The sequence below is a fragment of the Staphylococcus sp. EG-SA-17 genome (assembly GCF_017151845.1).
Classification (GTDB): domain Bacteria; phylum Bacillota; class Bacilli; order Staphylococcales; family Staphylococcaceae; genus Staphylococcus; species Staphylococcus aureus.
In genome coordinates, this window is the sequence record NZ_JACVZO010000002.1 from 163,913 (window position 1) to 177,163 (window position 13,251).

A 13,251-nucleotide genomic window follows, 5' to 3' on the forward strand; every position below is an offset into this window, starting at 1 on the left:
TATAATGAACGTTGGTTCTTAATATGTAAGTTGCATATACACGCGCCATTCTCATGTAACAAGAAAGTGTTGGTAACTTACACAAGGAGGGGGACTATTATGTTCATAATAAAGTCTATGATGTATAGACTGATACAAATGATAGTTGTTTTATTTGTTATTTCTACACTTACATTCATTTTAATGAAATTATCACCAGGAAATCCTGTTGATAAAATATTACATCTTGATGTAGCACAAGTGTCGACGGAACAAATAAATGCAACCAAAGATAAATTGGGATTAAATGATTCTTTATTGGTACAGTGGTGGCATTGGATGAATCATTTATTACATTTTAATTTAGGAAAAAGTTTTGAATCAAAAGAACCGGTAACACAGATATTATTCAACTATGCACCCATAACATTACTCATATCATTTTCAACATTAGTAGTGTCGTTATGCATATCTATACCGCTCGGCATTATAGCAGCCAAACGATTTCATAAGTGGACGGATAAAGTGATTAGAGTGATCTCAACACTATCAATTAGTTTACCAGCGTTCTTTATCGGTATTATTTTATTATTTATTGTCACAAATTTAATGAATATAGATAGCGTTATACTAAGTCAGTTTATATTACCTGTACTCACACTATCTTTAGGTATGTGTGCATACATCATTCGTTTAGTGCGCTCTAATTTATTGATGTTATTGCAAAGTAATATCGTACAAGCATCAAGATTACGCGGTATGAATGAACGTTATATTTTAATTCATGATTTACTAAAACCAACAATTTTTCCGATTATCCCATTATTAGGGATTTCACTTGGTAGTCTAATAGGTGGTACTGTAGTGATTGAAAATTTATTTGATATACCTGGTATTGGTTATCTATTAATGGATAGTATTAAATCTCGAGATTATCCTGTTATTCAAGGATGCGTGTTATTTATTGGCTTCTTCGTTGTTATTATTAATACGATTGCTGATTTATTAACGTTATTACTTGATCCGAAGCAGCGTCTACAATTAGGAAATCCAAAAAACAAAACCAATACACCATTGATATCAGAAGGTAGTGACCGTCATGCATAAAATATTTTCAAAGAATAACCTGATATTTTTTGTATTCGTTGCATTTATTTTTGTGGTAATTGTACTGCAATTCTTTGTAAGTAGTGAAAATACAACCAAAGTCAATTTATCACAAACTTTTGAACCTATTAGTTGGTTGCATTTATTAGGAACTGATGATTATGGGAGAGATTTATTTACCCGAATTATTATCGGTGCACGTTCAACATTGTTTGTTACTGTTTTAACATTAATAGCTATCGTTGTCATAGGTGTTACACTAGGTCTATTTGCCGGATATAAAAAGGGGTGGATTGAACGATTAGTGTTAAGGTTTATTGATGTTGGTCTAAGTATTCCAGAATTTATCATCATGATTGCTTTAGCAAGCTTTTTCCAACCATCGTTATGGAATTTAGTTATTTCAATTGCAGTAATAAAATGGATGAATTACACAAGGTTGACTAGAAGTATAGTTAATAGCGAAATGAATAAGCCTTATATAAAAATGGCACAATTATTTCATGTACCTACAAGAACAATATTAATACGTCATTTAACACCTAAAATTATACCGGCTATTATCGTTTTGATGGTCGTTGATTTCGGTAAAATCATTCTATATATAAGTTCACTATCATTTATTGGGTTAGGTGCACAACCGCCAACACCAGAGTGGGGCGCTATGTTGCAACAAGGTCGTGATTTTATTTCGTCTCATCCAATTATGTTGATTGCACCTGCTTCAGTCATTGCTATAACTATTTTAATTTTTAATTTAACCGGTGATACGCTAAGAGATAGATTGCTGAAACAACGAGGTGAATATGATGAGTCTCATTGATATACAAAATTTAACAATAAAGAATACTAGTGAGAAATCACTTATTAAAGGGATTGATTTGAAAATTTTTAGTCAACGGATTAATGCCTTGATTGGAGAGAGCGGCGCTGGAAAAAGTTTGATTGCTAAAGCCTTACTTGAATATTTACCATTCGATTTAACCTGCACGTATGATTCGTACCAATTTGATGGGGAAAATGTTAGTAAATTGAGTCAATATTATGGTCATACAATTGGCTATATTTCTCAAAATTATGCAGAAAGTTTTAACGACCATACTAAATTAGGTAAACAGTTAACTGCGATTTATCGTAAGCATTATAAAAATAGTAAAGAAGAGGCTTTGTCCAAAATTGATAAGGCTTTGTCGTGGGTTAATTTACAAAGCAAAGATATATTAAATAAATATAGTTTCCAACTTTCTGGGGGCCAACTTGAACGCGTATACATAGCAAGCGTTCTCATGTTGGAGCCTAAATTAATCATTGCAGACGAACCAGTTGCATCATTGGATGCTTTGAACGGTAATCAAGTGATGGATTTATTACAGCATATTGTATTAGAACATGGTCAAACATTATTTATTATCACACATAACTTAAGTCATGTATTGAAATATTGTCAGTACATTAATGTTTTAAAAGAAGGTCAAATCATTGAACGAGGTAATATTAATCATTTCAAGTATGAGCATTTGCATCCGTATACTGAACGTCTAATTAAATATAGAACACAATTAAAGAGGGATTACTATGATTGAGTTAAAACATGTGACTTTTGGTTATAATAAAAAGCAGATGGTGCTACAAGATATCAATATTACTATACCTGATGGAGAAAATGTTGGTATTTTAGGCGAAAGTGGCTGTGGTAAAAGTACGCTCGCTTCATTGGTTCTTGGCTTGTTTAAACCTGTTAAAGGAGAAATTTACTTAAGTGATAATGCTGTGTTACCGATTTTCCAACACCCTTTAACTAGCTTTAACCCTGATTGGACGATTGAGACCTCATTAAAAGAAGCGTTATATTATTACAGAGGCCTAACTGATAATACTGCTCAGGATCAATTATTAATACAACATTTATCTACTTTTGAGTTGAACGCGCAATTATTGACTAAATTACCAAGCGAAGTGAGTGGTGGACAATTACAAAGATTTAATGTCATGCGTTCGTTATTAGTACAACCTCGCGTTTTAATATGTGATGAGATAACTTCAAATTTAGATGTTATAGCTGAACAAAATGTAATAAATATATTAAAAGCGCAAACGATTACGAACTTAAATCATTTTATCGTTATTTCTCATGATTTATCCGTGTTACAACGCTTAGTTAATAGAATTATCGTTCTTAAGGATGGCATGATAGTCGATGATTTTGCAATAGAGGAATTATTTAATGTTGATAGACACCCTTATACAAAAGAATTAGTGCAAGCATTTTCATATTAGTTATTTAAGAATGCGATAATTCTAGACTTGTTATAAAATATAGATAAATCAAGTATATTAATCTAGACACTTATCGATTTTATTTTCTGTATTTAAAAATAATAATAAAAAGGAGTATCATTAATGGGATTACTTGATATTGCAAGTATTCGTTCTATAGAAAGAGGCTTTAATTATTATCAAAGTGAATGCGTCATTAACTTAAAATCATTTTCAGAAACGCAGCATGAGGCTGAAGTAAAAGGCAGTGGTAACAAAGTATATCGTTGTTATATTGATATGGAACATCCTAGAAAATCCAAATGTAATTGTCCTCATGCTGATGGAAGACGAGTGATATGTAAACATATGATTGCATTACTCTTTACAGCTAGTCCAGAAGCAGCAAATAAACATATAATCATGTTAAACGAAGTTGAAGAAGACTATCACTTACGCAGAAATATGTGGATTGATTCTCTTAAAGAAATGATTAATGATATGAGTGAAGAAGAACTCCGCGATGCATATTTAAACATGTTAATTGAACATGGAGAAATGGCAGAATTATTTGGATTAGATGAAGAGGACGAAATGTTCGAGGACGAATTTTATTAAAATAGCCCCTATCGATTGATAATGATTATCATTTGATAGGGGTGTTTTTTATTTATATGATTTTAAGACTTTGCAAATAGCTTGTGCATTATTATTGATGTGTTTGATTTTATCAAGTTTCAATATTGCGTGTGTGTATGCTTCTGATGGTCCTATAATATAGCCACTACTAGCATGTTGTAACATGACAATATCATTGTGGTCATTACCAAATGCTATATATTTAACATCTGCATCAAATATATATTGTAATGCAGTATATTTATTAATATTTTGCGCTGTTATATCAATGTTATACTCATTTGAATGGTGAATCATTTCCAATTCTTGATGGTATTTATTTAGCTCGTCTAATATAGTTGTAATTTGTGCCGGGTCTATATTTAATAAAATAACTTTGATTGGCGTGTCGATATTTGCAACATCAATACAACTGGCCAGCTTATGTGGATCTAAACGCTCAAAAATCGCGTTCTCAGCGTCAAGTTGTGCAGCATAATTCCAATCATCATCAATAATAAAATCTAACTCATACTTTTGAATTATTTTTAAGATATGGTGATATGTATCAGTATGAATTGGTTTGATAACAGAAATCTTTGATTGCTGTGAAATCATAGCACCATTTGCGCCAATTAATGTGTGCCGATGAAATACTGATGGTAAAACTGGCAACAAATCACGAATTGGACGTGCTGATGCAAATATAAGTTCATGACCATCATGTTGTAATTGTAACAATGTATCAATAATAGTCTGATCAATTAATCGGCCGTCAAAACAAAGCGTACCATCAATATCAAAGACAAATCTCATCAAATCACTCCAAACAATATAATACCATGATTATAGCATAAGTAAGTTATGTGACGATATTAGATAATGATTATGATGTAGGGTACCTTTTGCGTCACACACATTACTTCCTATAATATATATTATGTAAACTAGAATGTGAAATTCCATAAGGGGACTTATATAACTGTATGTTTGTGTAACTCGTTTTGATTATTAGTAAAGTATGTTTGTAGTTACTATTAACTTTTTATTTAACACATGCTATTTTATCAATACTTCTATTATTAGGATTAGTACATAAATAAACTAAAATTAACGCGACAAAATTTAGAAAATCTATAAAAACAAATAAGATTTGTGCAGATTGAGTTTGATATATGACCAAAAGTATTGAAAGTAAAAATAGTAGAATTAATATTAATTTTAAACAAGATATAATTAATGGTAAACATCTGACAACTGGTTTTCTTTCTTTTAATAAAGAACACGAAAATAATAACCACATTATTATGCAAAAGTTACACACTAGATATGTACTAAAAGAAATACCACCTTCTTGTATGACATATCTAAATAAGTTCACAGCAAATTCATGATTATTATGAATATTTGCCTTACTAATTAAACTAATTGTAAATTCTGCAGTGAATCCTTGAATAATCAATGAAATTCCATTAACTAAAAAGTATAATAATAGGAATAACGTACTTATAATATTATTATAGTTATTATCTTTTTTGATGTCATTGAATCTAAAAAAGAAATTGAGTGGAATTAACACACAGGCAATGTATGCTATTCCTTTTGATATATGATCCAAACCGTAATATCCCTTTAAATGTGTATAATATTTCAATGCTTCATATGTAGTTAAATTATTTTTCGAAGGTGGAAATAATAATTTCTGGAAAATAAAACTCATAAAAATCCAAAATAACATAATGAGCATCAGAATAATAAAAGTGTTTTTAGCATGTTTTTCAATTCGATTCATTTTTTTAACTACCTCACTTACTTGCATTTCATACTCAGATAACCATTATTTTATATTATATATTATAAAAATATTATCATTAAAACTCAAATATGACGCTATATATTTTATGTTTTGCATAATATTTTAATCATAAAATTAAATCAATAAAACAGCATTATAATGAAAAACATTAGATTGACAAATACATACTAGTTTTTCTTAGTGTGAAATAATTAAAATTTCGCTAAAAAACATATAAAAAAGAGCCTATAGCATCAATAACTATAAGCCCTAACATCATTTACATCTATTTCTTTAATTTTTTACGTAATTTATCCAATGTTGTGAACAACCAATATTTCACTTTATGAATTGGTTTATAGAAATCCCCTATTAATTCTTCGATTTGTACATTAAATCCACGTTTAAAGCGGTATACGCCATAATCTTCACTGTTTTCTGTGAAATCACCTGATAAACCATAGAAATTATAACGATCATAACCATTATCGAAGCAATAGTTAATCATAAACCAATGCATCATGTATGGTCCCATAAATTGATTATATTTTTCTGATGAACCACCAGAGAAATAATTCACTTCATATGCATTTGCAAAATAAACGCCAGAAGCAAGGTTTAGAATTGGGCCGTCCGTTTTGCTCAATTCACTTGCATTCAATAATTCATGCTGATCATGATCAATTTGCTTATCTAATTCTGCAATTTTCTTCATTTGCTTATCTGATTTGTTTTCTTTCGCCATCATTTGATCACGACGATTTTCTTTGTCATTCAATTCCTGTTGCAACTTTAACACATATTCATCAAGGTCAATATATGCTAATGGTACTAATACTTTATCTCCATATGTGTCAATAAAGTTATAAAAATAATCATCTGTTTTTGATACAAATCCAGCACGCTCTTCAGTTTCACGATATAAATCTAAGAAAAGATTGAACTCATCACGTTCAAGGAATCTGACTTTAACACCATAGTTTATCGCTTTATTAATATTACGTTTACGTTGACTATCAAATGTCTTTTTCAATGTTTCGGGTGTTTTACCTTCAAGGTTTAATACGCCCATCCATCGTACTTGGCTCGATGTATCATACTCAGTTGTAAAGCCATGATGCTCGTAACCATGTGATTTAAACAAGTTTACTAAGGCATCATTTTTCTCGCGACCTTCAAATGGCACGATATCTTTATCATATAGATGATATAACCAATACGGATCTAATTTAACATATAAACATTGATGTTGCTGTAAATATTTATCTAACTCTTTTAAATAATAATCAACTAATCCTAAATCTGAAAAATCCATTACTGGACCACGATTCGAATAGTAAACATAACTTCCCATAGTAGGAATTTTAGAGAAAAGGCTTGCTGCAATTACTTTGTTATTGTCGTCTTTAATACCTAATAAAACTACTTCAAAGCCATCATTCTCACGGGTAACTATATTTTCTTTTACTTGGAAATAATGACTTTCCAATGATGGATTTTGTACAAAGTTGTCAAATTCGGTAACAGTTAACTCTGTAAATTTCATGTTTTGATAATTCCCTTCCTAAAAAATTCTGTCTTTAACTTTTTTAAGTGCGGTATATGCTGCGTAAACAGGTTTATTAATTGGTTTAATAAAGTCACCAACATATTCAATAATTTCAGCATTGTAACCTTTTTTGAATTTAACTACACCAGCATCTTCAGCATCTTCTGTAAATTTACCACTAACACCATAGAAATTATAACGGTCAATGCCATGATTTAATGCATAATTAATCATTTCCCATTGCACTGCATAACTTCCGGCAAAATGACGGAATGCATTTGATGTACCACCAGCATAATAAACAACTTCAAATGGATTGATAAAGAAGAAACCAGCAGAGATAGGTAATTCATTACCATGTTCTTCTTGTAGACGTTTACCTTCTTCAATCTTTTGCTCATTTGCATCAAGTTGTTGTTGTAAGTTATCTCGCTTGTTATGCGCTTTTTTATTTTCAGGACGTTTTTCAATATCCTTTAATGCTTTATTTAAATCTTTATTTAAAATATCACGCTCTTCATTTAGTTCTTTAATATATTCATCAAAGTTGATATACGCTAAAGGCACTAACACACGGTCTTTGTAGTATTTTAAGCGATTGTAGTAAAATTTGTCATCACGATCAGCAAAAGCTTTTGATTCTGACGTATCTTCCATAAATGATCTAAAAATTGGCAGTTCTTCTTCAGATAAATATCTTACTTTAACACCATTCTTTTTAACTTTTTTCGTGTTTCTTTTTCTAAGTCCATCCATATTTTTAATGATGTCATCTGCTGTTTTATCTTTTAAATCTAACACTGAGTGATAACGAATTTGTAGCACAGGATCAAATCCTTTATGGAATCCAGTATGTTCAAATCCTAAGTTACTCATTTTATCAAAGAACCAATCATTACCAGCATTACCTGTAATCTCGCCATCATGATTCAAGTATTGATATGGTAAATATGGATCGATATGTAGGTATAGACAACGATGTTTTTTAACATATTTTGATAATTCATTAAAGAAAAAGTGTACGAGTTCTTGATTTTCATAATCGATCACTGGACCGCGATTTGAATAAAAATACTTGAACACTTTCATAACAGGTACAGCAGTAAGTAAGCAAGCTGCAATAACCTCGTTATTATTGTTTTTTATTCCCACTAAATGTGTTTCATAACCTTCAGCAAGTTTTAACTCATAGTGGCCAACAGTTTGCGTGAAATGACTGTATGGCATGCTATCTGTAAAGGCACCAAACTCTTTAGCTGTTAAATTTGTAAACTTCATTATCATTACTCCTATTTGTCTCTCGTTAATTAATTTCATTTCCGTATTTGCAGTTTTTCTATTTCCCCTCTGCAAATGTCAAAAATAATAAATCTAATCTAAATAAGTATACAATAGTTAATGTTAAAACTAAAACATAAACGCTTTAATTGCGTATACTTTTATAGTAATATTTAGATTTTTGCATACAATTTCAAAAAAAGTAATATGAACGTTTGGGTTTGCTCATATTACTTTTGTATCATTTCTATTCAATTTTATAATTCACCGTTTTTCACTTTTTCAAACAGTATTCGACTAATTTTTTTAAATCAAGTAAACTTAATTATTCAATGTTTGTTGGATAGATTGTAAATATTTAATGATTTCTTCACGCGTGTTAGATTTAAATCGCTTAACGATTTCGCTACCAATGACGATGCCATCTGCAACCTCTTTTATATCTGCAACATGTTGAGGTGTTCTTATACCAAATCCTGCGACAACTGGCACATTGGCTATCGCTTTAATTGACTCAATTTTTCGTTTTAATTCTGGATGAAACGCACCGTTTTGCCCTGTTGTCGCATTCATCGTCACAGTATAAATAAAGCCTTCCGCATGGGATACGATATCTTTCATACGTTTGTCATCAGTAGTCATCGCAACTAACGATATGATTTTGACGCCATAGTGACTAAATTGTTCTTTTAAACGCTGCGATAATTCATATGGTAAATCAGGAATAATTAAGCCGTAGACACCAGTATCTCGACATTTTTCAAAAAACGCTTGTTCTCCATAATGACAAATAATATTATAATACGTCATTAATACATAGTTACACTTAATTTGATCACCATGTTTTTCTAATTGATTGAAAATATAATCTATCGTGATGCCTTGTTTAATCGCCTGTTGACCTGCTTCCATGATAACTGGACCATCAGCAACCGGATCAGAGAAAGGTACACCAATTTCAATTATATCTGCACCATTTTCACTCAACAATGTTGCATTTTCAATCAAATCTTTATTGCCCATAATATAAGGTATAAATAATTTAGTCATTTGCAAGACCTCGCTCTGCCATATATTGTCTAATTGTTTCCATATCTTTATCGCCACGTCCAGAAATAGTTACTACAATAATATCTTCTTTCGACATCGTAGGCGCTAGTCTTTCAACATAACTCAGTGCATGTGCACTTTCAATTGCAGGTATAATACCTTCATGTTTTGTAAAGTTGATTAAAGCATTCATTGCTTGTGTATCACTTGCATTTTCAAAAGTTACTCTACCAATGTCGTGGTAATAAGAATGTTCTGGCCCAATACCAGGATAATCAAGTCCTGCTGAAATAGAATGTGCTAGTTGCACTTGCCCACCTTCATCTTGAATTAAATACATTTTAGTACCATGTAATACGCCAGGTGATCCTTTGCCAATTGCAAGTGCATGTTTATCAGTATCCTCGCCTTGACCTGCGGCTTCAACACCGTATAATGCAACATCATCTTTAATAAATGGATAAAATGTACCGATTGCATTTGAGCCACCACCGATACATGCTACAATTGCATCCGGAAGTCGACCTTCTTTCTTCAATATCTGTGATTTTATTTCTTTACCAATCACACTCTGAAAATCTCTAACAATCGTTGGGAACGGGTCTGGACCTAATGCAGAACCTAATAAATAATGTGTATCATCTACATGACTTACCCAATATTGCAATGCTTTATTAACTGCATCCGATAAAGTCCCTTGACCATCTTCAACTGCCACAACCTTTGCACCAAGTAATCCCATTCTAAATACATTAAGTTGTTGTCTTTTAATATCTTCACTTCCCATAAAGACAACAAGTTCCATATCAAATAATGCAGCAACCGTAGCACTAGCTACACCATGTTGACCCGCACCAGTTTCAGCAACAAGCTTCTTCTTGCCCATTCTTTTAGCAAGCAACGCTTGACCTAACGCATTATTAATTTTATGGGCGCCTGTATGATTTAGATCCTCTCGTTTCAAATATATTTTAGCGCCACCTAGGCTTTCAGTATATGATGCAGCATATGTAAGTGGCGTCGCGCGTCCTACATACTCTGATAAATAGTATTCCAGTTCTCTTTGAAACTCTGGGTCTGCTTTTGCCTCTTTATAAGCTTTTTTCAACTCAATAATTGCTGGCATTAATGTTTCTGGAACATATTGCCCTCCGTATTCACCAAAGAAACCTAATTCATCTGCTTCTGTTTGTATTTGTTTATTCATTTTCTCTATCTCCTTTCACAATATTTACAATTGCTGTCATTTTTTCTATATCTTTTCGCCCATTTACTTCTATACCTGATGCAAGATCATAACCTTGATGTGATAATTTAAGTTGATTAACTTTTTGAATATTTTCAGAGTTAATGCCTCCTGCTATCAAGTAAGGTATGTCTTTTATGTGCTTCAAAATAGTCCAGTCATATGTTTGACCGGTACCACCATACGACACTGAGGGTGTGTCGATAATAAATAAATCTACGAACTCTTTATATTTATTTATGTTTTGGATTATGTTTTCATCTGCAGCTAAAGCTTTAGTGATTTTAATGCTTGAATATTTCTTTTTAATTTCCTGTATAAAATCAATAGATTCTGTGCCGTGTAACTGTATTGTGTTAATTGACGTATTGCTTAATACGTGTTCAATTGTTGTTAAATCAGGATTTACCATGACACATACTTTATCGATATGATTTGGAACAGCAGACGCTAACTTTTTTATTTGGGTAATTGTTTGATGCCTTTTACTTTTTTCATAATGGATGAAACCTATCGCATCAATAGGTAATTGACTGGCCGCTGTAACATCCTTTATTGATGTAAAGCCACAAAATTTCAATTTCATCATGACTTCACCTTTTGCATTTTCAGTTGTGGTAAAAATTCAGATATATTGTCACAACGCATAAGCGCCTCACCTATTAGTAAGCCATCGATACCACTATGCAAGATTTTTCTTACATCAGATGCATCGTGAATACCACTTTCAGAAATATAATGATGATTTGGTTTTTTATTTTCTAAAATAGTATTTGTATGTTCCACATTTGTGACAAATCGTTTTAAGTCCCTGTTATTCACACCAATCAATTTAGCATTAACCTTATAGGCACGTTCTAATTCATGGCGATCATGTACTTCAACTAACACTTCTAGATTTTGCGATATAGCGTAGTTATATAAATCTTTCAATTGTTTATCAGATAAGATGTTAACGATCAATAAAATCATAGATGCACCAGCTTGTTTAGCAACATCAATTTGAAGCGGGTCTATAATAAAGTCTTTGCATAATACGGGTAATGTTGTTTTTGTCGTCAATGCTTGTAATCTTTCAAAACTACCATCAAAGTACTTTTCATCAGTTAAAATAGACACGGCATTTGCACCATATTGGTCATAATCTGAGATTTGTTGCGATAAATCTCGTTCAGGTAAGTCATTAACTGTAGGACTCTTCGATTTGATTTCTGCAATAATTGCTAGCTTTGGTTCTTTCTCAATTGCGTTTATAAAAGATTTTTTATTCTGAATCTTCACACTTTTCAAGGTATTAAGTTTGTCTTGATAATAGCCATTTTGTAAAAGTGACTGTTTATATTTAACAATTTCTGATAAAATCGTCATATTATTCACCTCTCATTTGATGGTATTTTTTCAATGCTTCACCATTATCAATCAATGTAGTTGCAAGTTCTATGCCTTCTGCGATGGTATCCACTTTCTCTGCAACATAAAGGCTTAAACCCGCATTTAGTAAGACAACATCACGTCGACTTGACTGATCTTTACCATTCAAGATATTCAGTGTGATTGCTAAATTTTCTTCAGGTGAACCGCCTTTAAAATCACTATTCGGCGCATGTTTCAAACCATAATCAGTCGCATTTAATGTGTAATTTTTGATTTCTCCATCTTCAGTCAATTCATATATCAAATTATCACCAGATAGTGTTGCTTCATCCATACCATTTGCACCATGTAAAACGATTGCACGTTTTCTACCTAAATCTTTAATCGTTTTAGCAACTAACTTTAACTTTGTAGGATCAAAGACGCCTACCATTTGATACGTTAAGTGATATGGATTAATTAATGGACCCACAAGGTTTAATATTGTAGGCTTTCCAATCATTTTTCTAACTGGTTGCATATACTTCATGATTGGATATGATTCAGTTGCACCAATGAATACAAGGTCTTTTTCATTTAATTGGTTAGGTGTATCATCAACAGTTGTTGTTTGTATGTTCATTTGATTTAACAAATCCGTACTACCTGAATTTGAGGTAATACTTTTATTACCATGTTTTATAACTTTTACGCCAGCACTTGCTACAACAAAAGCAACAGTCGTTGAAATGTTGAAACTATTTGACTTGTCACCACCTGTGCCGCACACACACATAGCCCCTTCATAACATGGTTGATGTGGATACATTGTATTAATTAAGCTACGTACAATATATGTTAATTCTTGTTGTTGGATTTCTCGCTCCGAATAGGAACTAAGTAATTCATATTTAATATCAGTTCCAATACTAGGAGAAATAAGTATATCGATTAGCTCTTTAATGTCGCTTTCAAGTAATATAGTTTCAGTTTTTATTCTTGTTAGTAATGTCATGGTTT

At 31.7% G+C, this 13,251-nt stretch carries 14 protein-coding genes; 5 read left to right on the forward strand and 9 right to left on the reverse strand.

The window, feature by feature from the left end; genetic code table 11:
* Nucleotides 1-99: 99 nt before the first annotated feature.
* The 5 genes from nikB to IDG65_RS01835 all read left to right on the forward strand — a co-directional run bounded on the left by nikB (nt 100) and on the right by IDG65_RS01835 (nt 3,960).
* Complete coding sequence (gene nikB, locus IDG65_RS01815; RefSeq protein WP_000469957.1) at nt 100-1,086, forward strand: nickel ABC transporter permease; 987 nt, start codon at nt 100-102, stop codon at nt 1,084-1,086.
* Nucleotides 1,079-1,909 (forward strand): nickel transporter permease, encoded by an 831-nt coding sequence (gene nikC, locus IDG65_RS01820; protein WP_000548940.1) that lies wholly within the window; start codon nt 1,079-1,081, stop codon nt 1,907-1,909. Before nikB ends, nikC begins: the two co-directional genes overlap by 8 nt.
* A complete protein-coding gene (locus IDG65_RS01825) occupies nt 1,896-2,669 on the forward strand; it encodes an ATP-binding cassette domain-containing protein (RefSeq protein ID WP_000052325.1) in 774 nt (257 codons plus the stop codon). The genes nikC and IDG65_RS01825 overlap by 14 nt, the downstream gene beginning before the upstream one ends.
* Nucleotides 2,662-3,363, forward strand: a complete 702-nt coding sequence (locus IDG65_RS01830) for an ABC transporter ATP-binding protein (protein WP_000571256.1) — start codon at nt 2,662-2,664, stop codon at nt 3,361-3,363. Before IDG65_RS01825 ends, IDG65_RS01830 begins: the two co-directional genes overlap by 8 nt.
* 123 nt (nt 3,364-3,486) lie before the next feature.
* Nucleotides 3,487-3,960, forward strand: coding sequence for an SWIM zinc finger family protein (locus tag IDG65_RS01835; RefSeq protein WP_000523667.1), 474 nt, complete (start codon nt 3,487-3,489; stop codon nt 3,958-3,960).
* A 48-nt stretch (nt 3,961-4,008) separates the two neighbouring features.
* Here IDG65_RS01835 and IDG65_RS01840 read toward each other — a convergent pair whose 3' ends face one another.
* The 9 genes from IDG65_RS01840 to trpD form a co-directional block, all read right to left on the reverse strand.
* On the reverse strand, nt 4,009-4,776 hold the full coding sequence (locus IDG65_RS01840) for a Cof-type HAD-IIB family hydrolase (RefSeq protein WP_001213026.1): 768 nt from the start codon (nt 4,774-4,776) through the stop codon (nt 4,009-4,011).
* Between the two features lie 229 nt (nt 4,777-5,005).
* Nucleotides 5,006-5,752, reverse strand: coding sequence for a hypothetical protein (locus IDG65_RS01845; protein WP_031928673.1), 747 nt, complete (start codon nt 5,750-5,752; stop codon nt 5,006-5,008).
* A gap of 289 nt (nt 5,753-6,041) precedes the next feature.
* The gene (femB, locus tag IDG65_RS01850; RefSeq protein WP_000673098.1) at nt 6,042-7,301 is read right to left on the reverse strand and encodes a glycine glycyltransferase FemB; all 1,260 of its coding nucleotides are present in this window, start codon (nt 7,299-7,301) and stop codon (nt 6,042-6,044) included.
* A gap of 18 nt (nt 7,302-7,319) precedes the next feature.
* On the reverse strand, nt 7,320-8,582 hold the full coding sequence (gene femA, locus IDG65_RS01855; RefSeq protein ID WP_000673315.1) for a glycine glycyltransferase FemA: 1,263 nt from the start codon (nt 8,580-8,582) through the stop codon (nt 7,320-7,322).
* A gap of 321 nt (nt 8,583-8,903) precedes the next feature.
* Nucleotides 8,904-9,632, reverse strand: coding sequence for a tryptophan synthase subunit alpha (trpA, locus tag IDG65_RS01860; RefSeq protein WP_000163624.1), 729 nt, complete (start codon nt 9,630-9,632; stop codon nt 8,904-8,906).
* The gene (gene trpB / locus IDG65_RS01865; protein WP_052997618.1) at nt 9,625-10,839 is read right to left on the reverse strand and encodes a tryptophan synthase subunit beta; all 1,215 of its coding nucleotides are present in this window, start codon (nt 10,837-10,839) and stop codon (nt 9,625-9,627) included. Before trpB ends, trpA begins: the two co-directional genes overlap by 8 nt.
* Entirely contained in the window at nt 10,832-11,464 is a 633-nt protein-coding gene (locus IDG65_RS01870) for a phosphoribosylanthranilate isomerase (protein WP_000768188.1), read from the reverse strand. The genes trpB and IDG65_RS01870 overlap by 8 nt, the downstream gene beginning before the upstream one ends.
* Nucleotides 11,464-12,246: an indole-3-glycerol phosphate synthase TrpC gene (trpC, locus tag IDG65_RS01875; RefSeq protein ID WP_000154113.1), complete on the reverse strand. Its 783-nt coding sequence runs from the start codon at nt 12,244-12,246 to the stop codon at nt 11,464-11,466. The genes IDG65_RS01870 and trpC overlap by 1 nt, the downstream gene beginning before the upstream one ends.
* Nucleotide 12,247: 1 nt before the next feature.
* Nucleotides 12,248-13,246 carry an anthranilate phosphoribosyltransferase gene (trpD, locus tag IDG65_RS01880; protein WP_000173839.1) on the reverse strand — a complete coding sequence of 333 codons (999 nt, stop codon included), beginning with the start codon at nt 13,244-13,246 and terminating at the stop codon, nt 12,248-12,250.
* Nucleotides 13,247-13,251: the final 5 nt, after the last annotated feature.

Bases quoted from the DNA above. Each gene is read 5' to 3' on its own strand.
- trpC (WP_000154113.1), bottom strand. From the start codon at position 12,246: ATGACGATTTTATCAGAAATTGTTAAATATAAACAGTCACTTTTACAA.
- IDG65_RS01840 (WP_001213026.1), bottom strand. From the start codon at position 4,776: ATGAGATTTGTCTTTGATATTGATGGTACGCTTTGTTTTGACGGCCGA.
- femA (WP_000673315.1), bottom strand. From the start codon at position 8,582: ATGAAGTTTACAAATTTAACAGCTAAAGAGTTTGGTGCCTTTACAGAT.
- IDG65_RS01870 (WP_000768188.1), bottom strand. From the start codon at position 11,464: ATGAAATTGAAATTTTGTGGCTTTACATCAATAAAGGATGTTACAGCG.
- nikC (WP_000548940.1), top strand. From the start codon at position 1,079: ATGCATAAAATATTTTCAAAGAATAACCTGATATTTTTTGTATTCGTT.
- trpA (WP_000163624.1), bottom strand. From the start codon at position 9,632: ATGACTAAATTATTTATACCTTATATTATGGGCAATAAAGATTTGATT.
- IDG65_RS01830 (WP_000571256.1), top strand. From the start codon at position 2,662: ATGATTGAGTTAAAACATGTGACTTTTGGTTATAATAAAAAGCAGATG.
- IDG65_RS01825 (WP_000052325.1), top strand. From the start codon at position 1,896: ATGAGTCTCATTGATATACAAAATTTAACAATAAAGAATACTAGTGAG.
- trpB (WP_052997618.1), bottom strand. From the start codon at position 10,839: ATGAATAAACAAATACAAACAGAAGCAGATGAATTAGGTTTCTTTGGT.
- trpD (WP_000173839.1), bottom strand. From the start codon at position 13,246: ATGACATTACTAACAAGAATAAAAACTGAAACTATATTACTTGAAAGC.
- IDG65_RS01835 (WP_000523667.1), top strand. From the start codon at position 3,487: ATGGGATTACTTGATATTGCAAGTATTCGTTCTATAGAAAGAGGCTTT.
- nikB (WP_000469957.1), top strand. From the start codon at position 100: ATGTTCATAATAAAGTCTATGATGTATAGACTGATACAAATGATAGTT.
- IDG65_RS01845 (WP_031928673.1), bottom strand. From the start codon at position 5,752: ATGAATCGAATTGAAAAACATGCTAAAAACACTTTTATTATTCTGATG.
- femB (WP_000673098.1), bottom strand. From the start codon at position 7,301: ATGAAATTTACAGAGTTAACTGTTACCGAATTTGACAACTTTGTACAA.